Raw genomic sequence first — 16,090 nt, 5'->3', positions numbered from 1 at the left:
CACTCCCATTGAAGGTGTCCGTCATGATCCCGGTTACAGCCCTTGGCGCCATCGCGGCGCTCTCCATCGCCATCATCCTCATTTTGAAGAAGGTGCCGCCCGCTTACGGCATGATCGTGGGTGCCCTGGCCGGTGGCCTGATTGGCGGTGCCGATCTGACCCAGACCGTCGCCCTGATGATCGGCGGCGCCCAGGGGATCACCACTGCGGTGATGCGGATCCTGGCGGCCGGTGTGCTGGCGGGTGTACTGATCGAATCGGGCGCTGCCACCACTATCGCCGAGACCATCGTCAAGAAACTTGGTGAAACCCGCGCCCTGCTGGCGCTGGCGCTGGCAACCCTGATCCTGACTGCGGTCGGCGTATTCGTGGATGTGGCCGTTATCACGGTCGCCCCCATCGCGCTGGCCATCGCCCGCCGTGCCGACCTCTCCAAGGCGGCCATCCTGCTGGCGATGATCGGCGGCGGCAAGGCGGGTAACGTCATGTCCCCCAACCCTAACGCTATTGCCGCGGCTGATGCCTTCCATCTGCCCCTCACCTCTGTGATGGCGGCGGGCATCATTCCGGGTCTGTTCGGTCTGGTGATGGCCTACTGGCTGGCCAAGCGTCTGAACAACAAGGGCAGCAAGGTTGCTGCTGATGAGGTGGTGAGCTTTGCCGGTGCCAAGTTGCCAGGCTTTGCCGCCGCCATCAGTGCACCGCTGGTCGCCATCCTGCTGCTGGCTCTGCGTCCTGTTGCCGGTATCGTGGTGGATCCGCTGATTGCGCTGCCCCTCGGTGGTCTGGTCGGCGCCCTGATGATGGGTAAATTCAGCAAGGTGAACCAGTTTGCGGTCTCCGGCCTCGCTCGTATGGCGCCGGTCGCCATCATGCTACTGGGTACCGGTACCCTGGCGGGCATCATCGCCAACTCCGGCCTGAAAGATGTGCTGATCAGCGGCCTGACCGCCTCCGGTCTGCCTTCTTACCTGCTGGCGCCCATCTCCGGTGCCCTGATGTCGCTGGCGACTGCCTCGACCACCGCCGGTACCGTGGTGGCCTCCAACGTATTCAGCTCCACCCTGATTGAACTGGGGATCAGCGGTCTGGCCGGGGCGGCCATGATCCATGCCGGTGCCACCGTGTTTGACCACATGCCCCACGGCTCTTTTTTCCATGCCACCGGTGGCAGCGTCCACATGGGGGTAGGTGAGCGCCTGAAACTTATCCCTTACGAAACTGCAGTCGGTCTGACCATTGCCACTGTCTCCACCCTGATGTTTGGCGTGTTTGGCCTCGCCTAAGGAATTGATATGAAAATTGTTATTGCCCCCGATTCATTCAAGGAGAGTCTGAGCGCCATGGCGGTGGCTGATGCCATCGAGGCCGGTTTCAAGCAGGTACTGCCGAACGCCACCTACGTCAAATTGCCGATGGCCGATGGCGGTGAAGGCACGGTGCAATCGCTGGTGGATGCCACCGGTGGCCGCATCCTGCCGGTCGAAGTGACCGCGCCCCTAGGTAACAAGGTGCAGGGCTTCGTCGGCCTGCTGGGTGATGGCCAGCGCGCAGTCATCGAGATGGCTGCCGCCTCTGGTATCCATCTGGTGGCGCCCGAGCAGCGCAATCCGCTGCTCACCTCCAGCTTCGGCACCGGCGAGCTGATCCTGGCTGCGCTGGAGATGGGAGTGAAGCACCTCATCCTCGGTATCGGCGGTAGTGCTACCAATGACGGCGGTGCCGGTATGATCCTGGCGCTCGGCGGCAAGTTGCTCAAAGCGGATGGTGCGCCTATTGCTCTGGGTGGCGCAGGTCTCAGTGAGCTCGCGACAATCGATCTGAGCAGTCTGGATCCGCGTCTGAGCGATCTGGTTATCGAGGTAGCGTGCGATGTGAACAACCCGCTCTGCGGCCCGAAAGGCGCCTCTGCGGTGTTTGGCCCGCAAAAGGGGGCGACCCCCGAGATGGTGGCGCAGCTCGATGCCAACCTCTCCCGTTATGCCGACTGCATTGAGCAGGCCCTTGGCAAGCAGGTGAAGGATATTCCGGGGGCGGGCGCTGCCGGTGGCATGGGGGCCGCGCTGGTCGGTCTGCTTGGTGCCGAACTCAAGCCCGGCATTCAGATCGTGATTGAAGCCCTGAAGCTGGCCGAGGAAGTGGCCGATGCGGACCTGGTTATCACCGGCGAAGGGCGCATCGACAGCCAGACCATCCATGGCAAGACGCCAATCGGTGTCGCACGTTGCGCCAAGCAGTTCGGCAAGCCGGTGATCGGTATCTCCGGTTGCCTGACCGACGATTGCGGTGTGGTACATGATCACGGGCTGGACGCGGTATTCGCCGTGGTCAACCGCGCCATGTCTCTGCCGGAGGCGCTGGAGAGCGCCAGCACCAATATTCAACTCACTGCGCGCAACGTAGCGGCGCTCTATCAGCTCAAGGGCTGATCCGGTTCGGCCGATGCGCGCCATCGACCACTCAATATCCCCGTTTGGGGCATCTCCCATCCCGCGAGATGTCTGACTGCCCTGGCACTTATTTGCCGATCCATCGTGATCGGCTCTTTTCTTTCCGTTCCTTTGTCTTGCCACACTTTTGACTCCATGGGTCAGCGCGGTTTTGATAGGCGCACATCTCCCTTTACGGCATAGTGGTCGTACCAAATACAAGGAGAGACTCATGTTCCTGCTGACCCTGGGGGTTGCGCTGTTTACCCTGATCCATCTCTACCCCTGTTTTGCGGTGGCCCATCGGGCGCGGCTGCGCGAGCGGCTGGGTGAGAATCGCTACAAGGGGCTCTTCTCCCTGCTGGTGTTTATCGCCATCGCTTGCATCATCGCCGGTTGGCGCTCGGCCAGCTCACTGCCGCTCTACTTCCTGCCGGAGTGGGGGCCGATGACCATGACGGTGATGATGCCCTTTGCGCTGATCCTTTTCTTCTCCGGCCAGGGGCCCAACCATCTGCGCCGTTGGCTGGTGCATCCCCAACTGCTCGGTACCCTGCTCTGGGCGGTGGCTCATCTGCTGGTCAACAGCGAGGCGCGCTCTCTGGTGTTGTTTGGCGGCATCGGGCTGTGGGCGCTGGTGAGCATGGTCTGGATTTCGGTGCGGGACTGGCAGCGATATCCCCGTCCTGCGGCCAACTGGACGGGCACCGGCATCAGCGTCGGGGCGGGCCTGGTTGCCACCGCGCTGCTGGTGTTCTGGGGCCACGGCTGGCTGACCGGCATTCCATTGCATTGAGAGTGAACTGCGGCTCTGGTAACCGCGTATGATGGACAAAACAAAAGGAGTCTTGGCGATGAAATGGTTCACTCTGTTGCTGTTATTGGGGACCGGCGCGGCCTCTGCGGCGTGCCCCGATTATTTCAATGTGGAGATGCGGGAACTCAACAATGCCCAGCGCCACAACCTCTGTCAGCTGACCGAGGGCAAGGTGGTGCTGGTGGTCAATACCGCCTCCTACTGCGGCTACAGCGGCCAGTTTCGCGATCTGGAGAAGCTCTACCAAAGCTACAAGGATAAGGGGCTGATTATTCTGGGCTTCCCCTCCAACGATTTCTGGCAGGAGGCGGGCAACGAGACCAAGACCGCCGAGGTATGCCGCCGCGACTATGGCGTCACCTTCCCGATGTTCAATCGAGTGGCGGTGCGGGGCTCCGATGTTGTGCCACTGTTCAAGGGGCTGGCGGCGGCCGCTGATGGGGATGAGCCGAACTGGAACTTCCACAAGTATCTGGTGGGGCGCGATGGCAAGCTGATCGCCAGCTACGGCGCCAACCAGAATCCGGCTGACGACCCCCTCAAACTGCAGATCACCCGGGCGCTGGGGCTCTGACCCTACCCCTTGGCGGGCGGCTCTGGAATAATGGGCTACCGCCACTCAATCCGGTTATCCTGTGCTGCAACGTCTTCCTCAAATGGTGATCTTCGATGCGCTGGTGCGCGAGCAGGGGATCTCTGCCGCCGCCCGTCGTCTCGGGGTCTCCAAATCCCATATCAGCAAGCAGCTGGCGCTGCTGGAGACCACCCTTGGCGCCCAGCTGGTGCAGCGCACCACCCGCCGCTTCGTCCTGACCGAGCTGGGTCAGGAGTATGCCCGTCACTGCCATGCGCTCGTGGCGGTGGCGCAGGAGGCTGACTCCATGATCGCCGAGCGGCGTGGCAAGGTGAGTGGCGTGCTCCATCTCGGGGTGGGCCAATCTTTTGGTCGTCTGCACGTCATTCCTCATCTCAAGGCGTTTCAGGATCGCTATCCCGAGCTGGAGCTGGAGGTCTCGCTGTTCGACCACAGAACCAATCTGGTGGATGAGGGGCTGGATCTCTGGCTCACCACCTATGAGGACAAGCCGGAAGGGCTGGTGGGACAGCGGCTGGCCGACATTGGCTTCGTGGTGGCGGCTTCGCCGGATTACCTGCTGAGCCACGGTACGCCGCTCCATCCCAAGGATCTGGCCCAGCACAACTGCATCACTTACCAGAGTCGGGAGCGGCGCTATCACCAGTGGTCGTTTCGCCAGGGCAAGGAGCGCCAGACGGTGCAGGTGGCGGGCAACTATCGGGTGGATATGGCGGAGGCGGTGCGGGATGCGGCACTGGCCGGGCTCGGCATCGCCTATATCGCCAACTACTTGCTGGACAAGGAGTTACAGAGCGGCAAGCTAATCCCGGTGTTGCCAGGATGGCGACCGAACCAGCAGATGGCGGTACACGCCGTTTATGCCAGGCGCGAACATCTGGATCCCAAGATCCGTCTCTTCATCGATTTCCTCAAGGCCCGCTTTGGCCCCGAACCCTATTGGGAGCAGCGACTGGTCCCCTGGCTCGGGGGTAAATTGTCCGGCAGAGAGGAATGATTGTTTCCATATAAAAACTCTCGATTTCTCCTGATACTAAAACCGAACCAAATCAGTCAGTTGGCGCAACCGATATCGTGCAAACGTTTTTTCTAACAGGGTTGTAACCACGCGGACTTGCAGTGACGGGGTGAGAGGCGCAGAATCCGCGCCCATCTTTTGCCCCACCTGATGGAGTCCCTATGATTGCCCTGCTCGGCATCCTGAGTATCCTGGCGCTTGCCGTCATCTGCTCTGATAATCGTCGTCGTATCCCATTGCGAACAGTTGGTCTTGCCCTCTGTCTGCAAGTCATGTTTGCCGGTCTGGTGCTCTGGCTGCCTGCCGGTCAGCACGTGCTGAACGGGGTCAGCGAGAGCGTAAGCAGCGTGATCGGTTATGGTCAGGAGGGGATCGCCTTCCTGTTCGGCGATCTGGCCAAGTTCAAGCTGGGCTTCATCTTTGCCTTCAACGTGTTGCCGGTCATCATCTTCTTCTCTGCGGTGATCGCCATCCTCTACCACATCGGCATCATGCCGCGGGTGATCGCCCTGCTGGGTGGTGGCTTGCAGAAATTGCTGGGCACCGGCCGTGCCGAGAGCCTCTCCGCGACCGCCAACATCTTCGTCGGCATGGTGGAAGCGCCGCTGGTGGTCAAACCCTACCTCTCCAAGATGTCCGATTCCCAGTTCTTCGCCGTGATGAGCTGTGGTCTCGCCTCCGTCGCCGGTGGCACCCTGGTGGGCTATGCCAGCCTCGGGGTTGAGCTGAAATACCTGATCGCGGCAGCCTTCATGTCGGCCCCTGCCGGTCTGGCGATGGCCAAAATCCTGGTGCCGCCGGGAGCTGAAGAGGTCGATCACCATCAGGATGTAGAGATCCCCCGCGCCACCAACGTGATTGAAGCGGCGGCCGATGGCGCCATGTCCGGCCTCAATATCGCGGTGGCGGTCGGTGCCACCCTGCTGGCTTTCGTTGGAGTGATCGCCATGCTGAATGGCCTGCTCGGCTGGGCTGGCGGTCTGGTAGGGCTGGATCTGAGCTTCCAGATCATTCTGGGCTGGCTGTTTGCCCCAGTCTCCTGGCTGATCGGGGTGCCCTGGGATCAGGCACAAGCCGCTGGCGCTCTGATCGGCACCAAGATCGTGGTCAACGAGTTCGTCGCCTTTATCGGTCTGGTGCAGGATCAGACCCTGAGCGAGTCGAGCAAGGCCATCGTGACCTTCGCCCTGTGCGGCTTTGCCAACATCTCCTCCATGGCGATCCTGATCGGTGGTCTGGGCTCCATGGTGCCGGAGCGCAAATCCTTCATCGCCCGTTACGGCATGCGCGCCATTCTCTCCGGCGTGCTGGCGAACCTGATGAGTGCCTGTCTGGCCGGTCTGTTCTTTGCCCTGTAACCGCTGCGGCACGGAATAGATGCAACAAGGGCGCTGCGATGGCGCCCTTGTCATATGGATAAAATGAAGCCCCGACCTTGGTCGGGGCTTCTTGTTGCTGCTCAGTCGACGTAGAAGGTCTGCTGGAAGCTGAGGTTCTGTTGCTGCCCACCGCCCATGATCTTCAGGGTGAACTGATAGGTATCTTCGTTGCGGTAGGGAAGTGTCGCCAGATAGTAGATGGCATCCCCCTCTTTTACCTCCTGAAAGTTCAGGGTGCGGATGGTGCCGGTCAGGTTCTTGGCCTCACCGGTGATCCCCACGGCTTGCGCCACTTTCTGCTTGTCCTGTACCGCGATATTGATGATGGCGTTGTAGCGGCTGCGCTCCAGTCCATACGCCTTGGCGACCTCTGGTGTAAGGAAGCTGGAGTTGAAGGCGTTGTAGTGCACCAGCCAGGGCCCCAGCTCCTTCATCTGTTCTGCCTTGAGCGGCAGGGTCATCAGCAGTGCCAGCAGGCCACTCATCCAGGCTGTTTTCATCTGTCATCCCTCTCATATCTACGGTTGGCGCAGGCTGATTCATTCAGCCTTGCGCGTCATTCAGCAGTGCACTCACTTCTTGCGGCAACTGTTTGGGGCTGTCGATGGTGACGGTTTTGTGTCGCCCCAGCTCGCCCCGCACTATGGTGATCTGTCCCTTGGCCACCTTGAACTGCTTGGCCAGAAACTTGATCAGATGGCTGTTGGCCTGGCCATCGACCGGCGGCGCCGTGATGGCCACTTTCAGCTCTTCGCCATGCAATCCGATGATCTGATCCCGACTCGCCTTGGGCTGGATCACCAGATGCAGTACCAGTTCATCCCCTTGTTGCAGGACGGCTGGCATCAAATCATCCACCACAGCTGGCCGAACAGGTCACCCAGCAGGTAGTTGATGGCTTGCAGGCCGATAAAGGCGACCAGCACCGAGAGATCCAGTCCGCCCAGTGCCGGCAGTACGCGGCGGATAGGGGCGAGGAACGGCTCGGTCAGCTGATGCATCACGTATTCGATGGGGTTGCGGCCCTGGCTGACCCAGCTCAGGATGGCGCGGATCAGCAGTACCCAGAAGATCATCGAGCCCGCTTTCTTCAGCACGGTCAGCGCGGCGAACAGGCTGATGCTGAGCCAGTCCGCCAGCAGCACATTCATGCTCTTGAGCAGGGCCAGCTTGGCGAAGGCGATGGCCAGCGCCAGCACCACGGAGGCGAGGTCTATGCCGCCAAAGCCCGGGATCACCCGGCGCAGCGGGATCACCAGCGGATTGGTCAGCTTGACCACCATCTGGCTCATCGGGTTGTAGAAGTCGGCGCGGGCCCACTGCAGCCAGACGCGCAGCAGGATCACCATCAGGTAGAGATCGAAAACGGTGTTAATCAGAAAGTAAGCAGTGTTCATCTGGGCTCCTGTTAGAAGAGGGTTTCCATTTCGGTGGCACGAGCAACGGCCGCCTGCATGGCTTGCGCAGTCAGCGGCATCAGCCCCTGCTGCTGGAATGTCTTGATGGCTTCGGCTGTGGTGCCGCCCTTGCTGGTGACCTGCTCACGCAGGGTTTGCAGCGCCAGCTCAGGGTTCTGCTCCACCATGGCGGCTGCGCCCAGCGCGGTCTGCTGCACCAGCAGGCGTGCCTGATCGGGCGAGAAACCCATCGCCTCCGCCTCTTCGGCGATCGCCTGCATAAAGAGGAAGAAGTAGGCCGGAGCACTGCCCGCCGCGGCGATGACGCCGTTGATGCCAGACTCCTGCTCTACCCAGAGGGTCTTGCCGACCGCCTGCATCATCTGCTCGGCAAAGTCACGATCCACGGCGGCAATATGTTCGGGTGCATAGAGACCGGTCATGCCCAAACCCAGCAGGGCAGGGGTATTGGGCATGGTGCGGATGATGCGGTCATGGCCACCGGCCATCTCGCCAAGGCGCGCCACCTTGATGCCAGCCGCGATGGAGATGAGCAGCTTGCCCTCAAGGGAGCCCAGCTCTTCAACCAGTGCTGCCAGCATGCCGGCCATCAGCTGCGGCTTGACTGCCAGCACGATCACTTCGGCGTCTCGGGCCGCCTCGGCATTACTCTGGGTGATGCGAATGCCATGTTCGCTCGCCAGCGTCTCCAGCTTGGGCAGACTGGGGTTGGCGGCCGTGATCTGCCCGGCGGGATAACCCGCCTTGACCAGTCCGGCGATGATGCTGCGGCTCATGTTGCCCGCGCCGATAAAGGCCAGCGTTCTATGCTGCATCAGATGCTCCTGTTGCACATGGGGTCGCGGCGGGGTTGGCGCTGCCTGCACCACCTGACGCCAGAATTCGGTGTTCCATCAAACGCTCCTGTTGATGAAGTCGCGGCAAGAGGCGGACGTATGGGTTATCCGCTGGCCTTGCCTATGAGTAGTCACGGGCGCCGAAGATGGCGGTGCCGACCCGCACCATGGTGCTGCCGTGGGCTATAGCCAGTTCAAGATCCTCGGTCATGCCCATCGAGAGGGTATCCACAGTGGGGTATTGTCGCGCAAGCTCGGTGAACAGAGTCTGCATACGGGTCATTTGGGCGGCCAGCACGCGCTCGTCACTGGTGTGCTCGGGAATGGCCATCAGTCCCCGCAGCACCAGTCGCTCACTGTGGGAGACCTGCTCGGCAAGGCGGAAAATCTCTTGTTCCGACGTTCCGGATTTGCTGCTCTCTCCGCTAATATTGATTTGCAGACAAACATTTAGCGGTGCCATTGTAGTTGGGCGCTGGTTGTTGAGGCGGTCGATCAGCTTGTCCCGATCCACGCTCTGCACCCAGTCAAACCGTTCGGCGACCAGTTTGGATTTGTTCGATTGCAAAGGGCCGATAAAGTGCCACTCTATGTCGCTATATTCCGGCTGCTGGCGCAAGGTATCGATCTTGGCCGCTGCTTCCTGAGCGTAGGATTCGCCAAAGCAGCGCTGACCTGCGGCATGGGCGGCCATGATGGCCTCGACAGGTTTGGTCTTGCTCACGGCCAGCAGGCGGATCTGCTGCAGGTTGCGGCTCGCCCGTTCGGCGGCCTGGGCAATACGTTCCTTTACCTGAAACAGGTGCTGGGCAATCTGGTTCATATTTCGTTAGTGATCTTGTGATGGGAGAATGACAAGTCTATGGATATCACAGAGTTATTGGCTTTCAGTGTAAAGCATAAAGCCTCGGATCTACACCTCTCGGCCGGGGTTCCCCCGATGATCAGGGTTGATGGTGAGGTTCGCAAGATCAATTTGCCCGCCCTGGAACACCGGGAAGTGCATGCCCTCATTTACGACATCATGAACGACCATCAGCGCAAGGAGCTGGAGGAGAACTTCGAGGTCGACTTCTCGTTCGAGGTACCCAATCTGGCCCGTTTTCGGGTTAACGCCTTCCAGCAGGCGCGCGGTTCTGGCGCGGTATTTCGTACCATCCCCAGCACTGTGCTGAGCCTCGAGGATCTCGATGCGCCGGAGATCTTTCGCAAGATCGCCGAGTTCCCGCGGGGTCTGGTACTGGTGACCGGCCCTACCGGCTCGGGTAAATCGACCACCCTGGCGGCCATGGTCAATTACATCAACGAGAACTTCCATCACCACATCCTCACCATCGAGGATCCCATCGAGTTCGTCCACGAGAACAAGCGCTGTCTGGTGAACCAGCGGGAAGTTCATCGGGATACCAAGAGCTTCAGCAACGCCCTGCGCTCGGCACTGCGGGAAGACCCGGACATCATTCTGGTGGGCGAGATGCGCGACCTTGAGACCATTCGTCTGGCCATGACCGCCGCCGAAACCGGCCACCTGGTGTTTGGCACCCTGCACACCTCGTCGGCGGCCAAGACCATCGACCGTATCATCGACGTCTTCCCAGGCGCGGAGAAGGACATGGTGCGCTCCATGCTCTCCGAATCCCTGCGAGCGGTCATCTCCCAGACCCTGCTCAAGCGCATTGGCGGCGGCCGGGTGGCGGCCCACGAGATCATGATGGGCATTCCGGCGGTGCGTAACCTCATTCGGGAGGACAAGATTGCCCAGCTTTACTCGGTGATCCAGACCGGGATGACCCACGGCATGCAGACCATGGATCAGAGCCTCAAGCAGCTGGTGAGTCGTGGCGTGGTGGCATCCCTCGATGCCAAGGCCAAGGCCGTTGATCCCAACAGCATTTAAGCGACTTGTACCCAGGGAGGGATAAATGATGAATCTGGATGATCTGCTGAGCGAGCTGGTCGAGCGAAAGGGATCGGATCTGTTTGTGACGGTGGGATCGCCGCCCATTCTCAAGGTAAATGGCCATCTGGTGTCGCTGGGGGGAGACGCGCTCGACAAGAAAGGGGCGCTGACGCTGGTCAGGGATACCCTCAGCAGCGATCACTTCGAGCGCTATGTCCGCACCAAGGAGGCCAACTACGCGATTTACCGCGAGGCGCTGGGTCGTTTTCGGGTCAGCGCCTTCTGGCAGCAGGAGCTGCCCGGTATGGTGATTCGTCGTATCGAGACCCGCATTCCCACCTTTGAAGATCTGCAGCTCCCCAGGATCCTGCAGGAGGTGGCGATGGCCAAGCGCGGGCTGGTGCTGTTTGTCGGTGCCACCGGGGCGGGTAAATCGACCACTCAGGCGGCGATGATCGGCTATCGCAACCAGCATGCCGATGGTCATATCCTGACGGTGGAAGACCCGGTGGAGTTCGTCCATCAGCATGGCCGTAGCCTGGTGACCCAGCGGGAGGTGGGGATCGACACCGAGTCGTTCGATGTAGCACTGAAAAGCTCGCTTCGTCAGGCACCGGACGTGATCCTGATCGGCGAGATCCGCAGTCAGGAGACCATGGAGTTTGCCCTGCAGTTCGCCGAGACAGGCCACCTTTGTCTCGCCACTTTGCATGCCAACAATGCCAACCAGGCGCTGGATCGCATCCTCCATCTGGTGCCGCAGGAGAAACATCGCCAGTTTCTGTTCGATCTCTCCTTCAACCTCAGAGCTATTGTCGCCCAGCAACTGGTGCCGAGTGTCGATGGTTTGCGGCGCAGTGCGGCATTCGAGATCCTGCTCAATACCCCGCTCATCACCGACATAATCCGCAAGGGAGAGATGCACCGTCTCAAGGAGGTGATGACCAAATCTGCCGAACTGGGCATGCAGACCTTCGATCAGGCGCTTTTCAGCCTGTTCTGCGCCGGCCAGATTGGCTACAGTGAGGCCCTCGCCCATGCCGACTCGGCCAACGACCTGCGGCTGCTGATCAAGCTCTCCGGTCGCGAGCAGCTGGGGTCCGGCACACTGGAAAATGTGACGCTGGATGAATGAAACATGGGGCCGATCCGCTGTTCGGCCCCTAGCCAGAAAGGAACGTTATGCTGATTGTGGTTTCCCCGGCCAAGACGCTGGATTACGAGTCACCGCTGGTGACCCCCCGTTTCACCCAACCCGAGCTGCTGGATCACTCCGCCGAGCTGATTAGCCGAGCCCACCAACTGAGCCCTGACCAGATCGCCACACTGATGAAGATCAGCGACAAGCTGGCCGGTCTCAATGCCGCCCGTTTTGCCGAGTGGCAGCCAGATTTCACCCCCGCCAATGCCCGTCAGGCGCTGCTGGCCTTCAAGGGGGATGTCTACACCGGTTTGGCGGTAGAGGATTTCAGCGAGGCCGATTTTGACTTCGCTCAGGCACACCTGCGGATGCTCTCCGGCCTCTATGGCGTGTTGCGTCCCCTCGACCTGATGATGCCCTATCGACTGGAGATGGGGACCAGGCTCAACAATAGTCGCGGCAAGGATCTCTACCAGTTCTGGGGGGAGGTGATCACTCACCACCTCAACGACGCGCTGGCAGCGCAGGGGGATGAAGTGCTGATCAATCTGGCCTCCGACGAGTATTTCAAGTCGGTACGACCCAAGAGCCTGAAAGGGCGGATTGTCACACCGGTGTTCAAGGATGAGAAAAACGGCCAGTTCAAGATCATCAGCTTCTACGCCAAGAAGGCGCGCGGCATGATGGCTCGCCACATCATCAAGCACCGTCTGACCGAGGTGGAGCAGCTGACCGGTTTCAACGCCGAGGGCTACTACTTCGTACCGGAAGAGTCGGACGCCAATACCCTGATGTTTAAACGCGCCGAAAATTAATTACAAAAAGAGGGAACCAATCTTTCGACCCGAGGGTCTGAATATGTGAATCCTCTGTTGTAAGCACTTTTTATTCGCCGACGTTTGATACGTCGGCTTTTTTATTGCCGTTTTTATTGTCCATCGATTGCCTTCGCCGGGACTATGTGGTTCAGATAGACTCAAGACAGGGAGCGAGTCGTCGTGAGGTGAATATGGAACAGAAAAATGCCATTCGGCAGGTTGCCGTCCCTTGGGCTCCGTCCCGCCAGCTTCCACCCGGGCTGGTCGTTGCCGAGCTGCATCAGGATCTCTGGAGCGACTCCCTGACCATCATGCTGGGTCGGGCACGCAGCATCGATCTGCCCCCGCAAATCCTCTGCCGGGTCTATTTTCGCCATATCTACGCCCTGCGGGTCATCGAAGATTGCGATCTGGCCGAGGGGAAGGATAGTCACGCTATCGAAGAGCAGATCCAGCTCATCACCCCATCCCGTTTTGCCAGCTGGTTCCATCAGGAGTCGGACGGCCTGCATCTGGATGAAGACCTGCAACACTATCGCATCTCGACCTGGGATTATTGCGCCGATGTGCTCACCTCCTCGGCGCCGGAGCTGCAATTCCTGCCCCAGAGCGAGTAGCCAGCTGTTACGTCAGAGGCGAAGGATGATCCTTCGCCTCTTGGTTTTTGGGCGGGCGCAGATTTTGTGGCGCTCAGGCCACTCAACCCGGGTGGTAGCCTGTTGTGTTGGCACAAAAAAAGCGCCTCAGAGGAGGCGCGGGGAAAAAGACAGATTGGAAGCGTCACATGGGTGCTACTTGAATCAGCGAATGAGCCGTGCCATTCAAGTATGGAACCATCATGCCAAGCTCAATCTGAAGTAGTTCTGAGGCGATTCTTCATTTTCTGTTCATCTTGTCAGCAAAGCGTGGCCACTGATTGAAAGCCTTTTCATTCTGGTCGCGATATTGTCCCGCCCCTCTCCGGGGCGGTCATCGTGTCATGGGGCCAGCTCGAATGTTGTGCCTGTCTGTTCCAGTGCCAGCAACCAGCGCTTGATGGGAATGCCGCCAGCATAGCCGGTCAGCTCGCCGCTGCGTCCGATCACTCGATGGCAGGGTACTATGATGCTCAGCGGATTGCGGCCATTGGCAGCGCCCACCGCCCGCACTGCCTTGGGATTGCCTATCGCCTGGGCAATCTCGAGATAGCTCACGGTCTCGCCATAGGGGATATTGCACAAAGCGTTCCACACCGTTTGCTGGAACGGGGTGCCCTTCGCTGCCATGGGCAGATCGAACTGCTGCAACTTTCCGGCGAAATAGGCGGTGAACTGGGCGAGATAGGGGGCCAGCGCCTTGTCATCCCGTTGCCAGTCAGTTTGCGGCATGACGGGCCGCTCTCCGTGCATGAACTCCACGTGGCGCAGACCATCCTGATTGATGGCAATGAGCAGGGGGCCGTGGGCGCTGTCGCAAAAACTGTATCTCATCGGCTGACATCCTTTGGGGGCTGGGGGTTGGCTCAGTCCAGAACTGGCTTGCCGCGGGCGGATTTGATATCCCCCTTGCGCTTTTTGGCATCGACCCGCTTGCGTTGGGAGCTGCGGGTCGGCTTGGTGGCATGGCGGGCCTTGGGGCGCCATGCGGCCTTCTTCAGCAACTCCACCAGACGGTTCATCGCCTCCTTGCGATTCATGTCCTGGCTGCGATGGCTCTCGACCCTGATCATGATAAAGCCATCGTGTACCCGGCTGTCGCTCAGCTTGTCGAGACCCTCCTTGTAGAGGGGCGTCAGGCTGGGAGAGTTGCGGTAATCGAAGCGCAACCAGACGGCGGAGTCGGTCTTGTTGACGTGCTGTCCGCCGTTGCCCTGTGCCCGCATGGTCTGAAATTGCAGCTCATGCCAGGGAATCGTGACGCTGTTGGAGATAACTAACATGCTGTTTTGCTCTTGTTTGGTGCATACCCGCTGACCGCTGCAGCATGGTGCCTCATTATGGGGCGTGCTGGCCGGTTATGGGGATGTGCCTGGCGAATGGCGCAGGCATTAAACTCTATCTATTTGAAATAAAACAATAAAAATACTTGGCATAAGAATTGAAACCCGATTCATGACACACCATGGATTGGGAGCAACCAGATGAAGCTGATTAGTGCGATTATCAAACCGTTCAAGTTGGACGATGTCCGCGAGGCTATTGCCAACCTGGGGGTGGAAGGGCTGACCGTGTCCGAGGTCAAGGGATTTGGCCGCCAGAAGGGACACACCGAATTATACCGGGGAGCCGAGTATCAGGTCGACTTCCTGCCCAAGGTGAAGCTGGAGATTGCTACCGCCGATGATAACGTGGAAGGGGTGATTGAGGCGATCTGCAAGGCGGCCTATACCGGCAAGATCGGCGACGGCAAGATTTTTGTCTACGACTTGCTGCAAGCGGTGCGCATCCGCACCGGCGAGAGTGACGACGAGGCGCTGTGATGAACCGCATCAGTGACGTACAGATCTGTTGACCTCCCGATCTCGGGCATCCCGATGGAGTGAGCGCTTATTGAAGCCTGATCAACATAACGTTTTGCTCAGAAGAGGCCGAATGGGATTCCATCCGGCCCTTTTCATTTATGGGCGATTAAATATGTGATGTGGCGACGGCGAGCTTTCTTGATCCGCTTATAAGATGTATGCAGAATGCAAACGGAAATCGTTATCACTCTGTATGGCTAATCAAGGAATGGATGATGAAAATGAAGATGTTGGCACTGGCTTTCTCTGCGTTGGCAGCTCAGTCGGCATTGGCGGCCGGGGAAGTGAATGTCTACTCCAACCGGCAGGATGAGCTGATCAAGCCCATCATCCAGCAGTTCGAGAAGGAATCTGGCATCAAGGTGAACGTGGTGTTCGCCAAAGAGGGATTGAACGAGCGTCTGGAGCGGGAAGGCAAGCTCTCTCCGGCCGACCTGATGCTGACCGTCGATATCAGCCGTCTGACCGATCTGGTGGACAAGGGGCTGGTGCAGCCGGTAGACAGCAAGATCCTGCAGGAGAACATCCCCGCCATCTATCGTGATCCGGAGAATCGCTGGTTCGCCCTGACCACCCGGGTTCGCGCCATCTACTCCAGCAAGGAGCGCCTCGGCAAGCTCGATACCATCAGCTACGAAGATCTGGCCAAACCGGAATTCAAAGGGAAAATCTGCACCCGCAGCGGCAAGCATGAGTACAATGTGGCGCTGGTCTCCTCCATGATTGCCCATCACGGCATGGCCGAGACCAAAACCTGGCTGGAAGGGGTCAAGGCCAACCTGGCGCGCAAGCCGCAGGGCAACGACCGGGATCAGGTCAAGGCGATCAAGGATGGTATCTGTGACGTGTCACTCGGCAACAGCTACTATCTGGGCGCCATGTTGAAAGATCCGGCGCAGAAGTCCTGGGCGGATGCGGTCTATATCAACTTCCCGAACCAGGCTGACCGCGGTGCCCACGTCAACGTGAGCGGCGTGGCCATGACCAAATATGCCAAGAACAAGGCAGAGGCCCAGAAGCTGATGGAGTTTCTGGCTGGTGACACCGCCCAGCACATGTATGCGGACGTGAACGCCGAATATCCGGTCAAGGCCGGGGTCGAGCCTTCCGCCATGGTCAAGTCTTGGGGCAGTTTCAAGTCTGACGCACTACCGGTCAGCGATTACGCCAAGCACCGCAAGGACGCCTTGCAGTTGCTGGATGAAGTGAAGTTCGACTTGTAATCAGATGGGGCCAACG

Annotated in this window: 19 protein-coding genes; 12 read left to right on the top strand and 7 right to left on the bottom strand. The window is 59.5% G+C overall.

Annotation, left to right across the window (positions count from 1 at the left end; all coding sequences use genetic code 11):
* The first annotated feature begins 23 nt into the window (after window positions 1-23).
* The 6 genes from G5179_RS07010 (at window position 24) to G5179_RS06985 (ending at window position 6,217) form a co-directional block, all read left to right on the top strand.
* A complete protein-coding gene (locus G5179_RS07010; protein ID WP_139707427.1) occupies window positions 24-1,286 on the top strand; it encodes a GntP family permease in 1,263 nt (420 codons plus the stop codon).
* A 9-nt stretch (window positions 1,287-1,295) separates the two neighbouring features.
* Window positions 1,296-2,429 (top strand): glycerate kinase, encoded by a 1,134-nt coding sequence (locus G5179_RS07005; protein ID WP_421258095.1) that lies wholly within the window; start codon window positions 1,296-1,298, stop codon window positions 2,427-2,429.
* 232 nt (window positions 2,430-2,661) lie between these two features.
* Window positions 2,662-3,225, top strand: coding sequence for an NnrU family protein (locus tag G5179_RS07000; RefSeq protein WP_255912273.1), 564 nt, complete (start codon window positions 2,662-2,664; stop codon window positions 3,223-3,225).
* Between the two features lie 58 nt (window positions 3,226-3,283).
* The gene (locus G5179_RS06995) at window positions 3,284-3,820 is read left to right on the top strand and encodes a glutathione peroxidase (RefSeq protein ID WP_421258094.1); all 537 of its coding nucleotides are present in this window, start codon (window positions 3,284-3,286) and stop codon (window positions 3,818-3,820) included.
* 82 nt (window positions 3,821-3,902) lie between these two features.
* Window positions 3,903-4,838 carry a LysR family transcriptional regulator gene (locus G5179_RS06990; RefSeq protein ID WP_421258120.1) on the top strand — a complete coding sequence of 312 codons (936 nt, stop codon included), beginning with the start codon at window positions 3,903-3,905 and terminating at the stop codon, window positions 4,836-4,838.
* Between the two features lie 182 nt (window positions 4,839-5,020).
* Window positions 5,021-6,217 (top strand): NupC/NupG family nucleoside CNT transporter, encoded by a 1,197-nt coding sequence (locus G5179_RS06985; protein ID WP_421258093.1) that lies wholly within the window; start codon window positions 5,021-5,023, stop codon window positions 6,215-6,217.
* A 101-nt stretch (window positions 6,218-6,318) separates the two neighbouring features.
* Here the strand turns inward: G5179_RS06985 and G5179_RS06980 are convergent, their stop codons facing one another.
* The 5 genes from G5179_RS06980 to G5179_RS06960 all read right to left on the bottom strand — a co-directional run bounded on the left by G5179_RS06980 (window position 6,319) and on the right by G5179_RS06960 (window position 9,315).
* Window positions 6,319-6,738, bottom strand: a complete 420-nt coding sequence (locus G5179_RS06980) for a DUF4426 domain-containing protein (RefSeq protein ID WP_005340339.1) — start codon at window positions 6,736-6,738, stop codon at window positions 6,319-6,321.
* A gap of 43 nt (window positions 6,739-6,781) precedes the next feature.
* Entirely contained in the window at window positions 6,782-7,084 is a 303-nt protein-coding gene (gene yggU, locus G5179_RS06975; RefSeq protein WP_101530189.1) for a DUF167 family protein YggU, read from the bottom strand.
* Window positions 7,084-7,635 (bottom strand): YggT family protein, encoded by a 552-nt coding sequence (locus tag G5179_RS06970; protein ID WP_005341416.1) that lies wholly within the window; start codon window positions 7,633-7,635, stop codon window positions 7,084-7,086. Before G5179_RS06970 ends, yggU begins: the two co-directional genes overlap by 1 nt.
* A gap of 11 nt (window positions 7,636-7,646) precedes the next feature.
* On the bottom strand, window positions 7,647-8,471 hold the full coding sequence (gene proC / locus G5179_RS06965) for a pyrroline-5-carboxylate reductase (RefSeq protein ID WP_216952838.1): 825 nt from the start codon (window positions 8,469-8,471) through the stop codon (window positions 7,647-7,649).
* 142 nt (window positions 8,472-8,613) lie between these two features.
* Window positions 8,614-9,315: a YggS family pyridoxal phosphate-dependent enzyme gene (locus G5179_RS06960; RefSeq protein WP_216952839.1), complete on the bottom strand. Its 702-nt coding sequence runs from the start codon at window positions 9,313-9,315 to the stop codon at window positions 8,614-8,616.
* 39 nt (window positions 9,316-9,354) lie between these two features.
* Between G5179_RS06960 and tapT the strand changes: the two genes are divergently transcribed.
* From tapT to G5179_RS06940, 4 genes are all read left to right on the top strand, one after another.
* Window positions 9,355-10,389 (top strand): type IVa pilus ATPase TapT, encoded by a 1,035-nt coding sequence (gene tapT, locus G5179_RS06955; protein WP_005340354.1) that lies wholly within the window; start codon window positions 9,355-9,357, stop codon window positions 10,387-10,389.
* A 28-nt stretch (window positions 10,390-10,417) separates the two neighbouring features.
* Window positions 10,418-11,527, top strand: a complete 1,110-nt coding sequence (gene tapU, locus G5179_RS06950) for a type IVa pilus ATPase TapU (RefSeq protein WP_266134784.1) — start codon at window positions 10,418-10,420, stop codon at window positions 11,525-11,527.
* Window positions 11,528-11,574: 47 nt separating this feature from the next.
* A complete protein-coding gene (gene yaaA / locus G5179_RS06945) occupies window positions 11,575-12,348 on the top strand; it encodes a peroxide stress protein YaaA (RefSeq protein WP_421258092.1) in 774 nt (257 codons plus the stop codon).
* A 194-nt stretch (window positions 12,349-12,542) separates the two neighbouring features.
* On the top strand, window positions 12,543-12,968 hold the full coding sequence (locus tag G5179_RS06940; protein ID WP_005340360.1) for a hypothetical protein: 426 nt from the start codon (window positions 12,543-12,545) through the stop codon (window positions 12,966-12,968).
* A 360-nt stretch (window positions 12,969-13,328) separates the two neighbouring features.
* Here G5179_RS06940 and G5179_RS06935 read toward each other — a convergent pair whose 3' ends face one another.
* Together G5179_RS06935 and arfB are read right to left on the bottom strand one after the other, a co-directional pair.
* A complete protein-coding gene (locus G5179_RS06935) occupies window positions 13,329-13,820 on the bottom strand; it encodes a methylated-DNA--[protein]-cysteine S-methyltransferase (RefSeq protein ID WP_201953722.1) in 492 nt (163 codons plus the stop codon).
* A gap of 32 nt (window positions 13,821-13,852) precedes the next feature.
* Window positions 13,853-14,269 (bottom strand): alternative ribosome rescue aminoacyl-tRNA hydrolase ArfB, encoded by a 417-nt coding sequence (gene arfB, locus G5179_RS06930; RefSeq protein ID WP_139432403.1) that lies wholly within the window; start codon window positions 14,267-14,269, stop codon window positions 13,853-13,855.
* 201 nt (window positions 14,270-14,470) lie between these two features.
* Between arfB and glnK the strand changes: the two genes are divergently transcribed.
* Together glnK and G5179_RS06920 are read left to right on the top strand one after the other, a co-directional pair.
* On the top strand, window positions 14,471-14,809 hold the full coding sequence (gene glnK / locus G5179_RS06925) for a P-II family nitrogen regulator (RefSeq protein ID WP_005341406.1): 339 nt from the start codon (window positions 14,471-14,473) through the stop codon (window positions 14,807-14,809).
* A gap of 257 nt (window positions 14,810-15,066) precedes the next feature.
* Window positions 15,067-16,074, top strand: a complete 1,008-nt coding sequence (locus tag G5179_RS06920) for a Fe(3+) ABC transporter substrate-binding protein (protein ID WP_005357960.1) — start codon at window positions 15,067-15,069, stop codon at window positions 16,072-16,074.
* Window positions 16,075-16,090 lie beyond the last annotated feature (16 nt).

It is taken from the genome of Aeromonas sp. 600886, assembly GCF_049174935.1.
Lineage (GTDB): Bacteria > Pseudomonadota > Gammaproteobacteria > Enterobacterales > Aeromonadaceae > Aeromonas > Aeromonas veronii_A.
The sequence above is the reverse complement of the archived record's forward strand: the minus strand, read 5'-3'. Positions and strand labels throughout refer to the sequence as shown.

What these genes read in the sequence shown, in the direction of transcription:
- G5179_RS07010 (WP_139707427.1), top strand. Translation starts at nt 24, where the DNA reads ATGATCCCGGTTACAGCCCTTGGCGCCATCGCGGCGCTCTCCATCGCC.
- G5179_RS07005 (WP_421258095.1), top strand. Translation starts at nt 1,296, where the DNA reads ATGAAAATTGTTATTGCCCCCGATTCATTCAAGGAGAGTCTGAGCGCC.
- G5179_RS07000 (WP_255912273.1), top strand. Translation starts at nt 2,662, where the DNA reads ATGTTCCTGCTGACCCTGGGGGTTGCGCTGTTTACCCTGATCCATCTC.
- G5179_RS06995 (WP_421258094.1), top strand. Translation starts at nt 3,284, where the DNA reads ATGAAATGGTTCACTCTGTTGCTGTTATTGGGGACCGGCGCGGCCTCT.
- G5179_RS06990 (WP_421258120.1), top strand. Translation starts at nt 3,903, where the DNA reads ATGGTGATCTTCGATGCGCTGGTGCGCGAGCAGGGGATCTCTGCCGCC.
- G5179_RS06985 (WP_421258093.1), top strand. Translation starts at nt 5,021, where the DNA reads ATGATTGCCCTGCTCGGCATCCTGAGTATCCTGGCGCTTGCCGTCATC.
- G5179_RS06980 (WP_005340339.1), bottom strand. Translation starts at nt 6,738, where the DNA reads ATGAAAACAGCCTGGATGAGTGGCCTGCTGGCACTGCTGATGACCCTG.
- yggU (WP_101530189.1), bottom strand. Translation starts at nt 7,084, where the DNA reads ATGCCAGCCGTCCTGCAACAAGGGGATGAACTGGTACTGCATCTGGTG.
- G5179_RS06970 (WP_005341416.1), bottom strand. Translation starts at nt 7,635, where the DNA reads ATGAACACTGCTTACTTTCTGATTAACACCGTTTTCGATCTCTACCTG.
- proC (WP_216952838.1), bottom strand. Translation starts at nt 8,471, where the DNA reads ATGCAGCATAGAACGCTGGCCTTTATCGGCGCGGGCAACATGAGCCGC.
- G5179_RS06960 (WP_216952839.1), bottom strand. Translation starts at nt 9,315, where the DNA reads ATGAACCAGATTGCCCAGCACCTGTTTCAGGTAAAGGAACGTATTGCC.
- tapT (WP_005340354.1), top strand. Translation starts at nt 9,355, where the DNA reads ATGGATATCACAGAGTTATTGGCTTTCAGTGTAAAGCATAAAGCCTCG.
- tapU (WP_266134784.1), top strand. Translation starts at nt 10,418, where the DNA reads ATGAATCTGGATGATCTGCTGAGCGAGCTGGTCGAGCGAAAGGGATCG.
- yaaA (WP_421258092.1), top strand. Translation starts at nt 11,575, where the DNA reads ATGCTGATTGTGGTTTCCCCGGCCAAGACGCTGGATTACGAGTCACCG.
- G5179_RS06940 (WP_005340360.1), top strand. Translation starts at nt 12,543, where the DNA reads ATGGAACAGAAAAATGCCATTCGGCAGGTTGCCGTCCCTTGGGCTCCG.
- G5179_RS06935 (WP_201953722.1), bottom strand. Translation starts at nt 13,820, where the DNA reads ATGAGATACAGTTTTTGCGACAGCGCCCACGGCCCCCTGCTCATTGCC.
- arfB (WP_139432403.1), bottom strand. Translation starts at nt 14,269, where the DNA reads ATGTTAGTTATCTCCAACAGCGTCACGATTCCCTGGCATGAGCTGCAA.
- glnK (WP_005341406.1), top strand. Translation starts at nt 14,471, where the DNA reads ATGAAGCTGATTAGTGCGATTATCAAACCGTTCAAGTTGGACGATGTC.
- G5179_RS06920 (WP_005357960.1), top strand. Translation starts at nt 15,067, where the DNA reads ATGAAAATGAAGATGTTGGCACTGGCTTTCTCTGCGTTGGCAGCTCAG.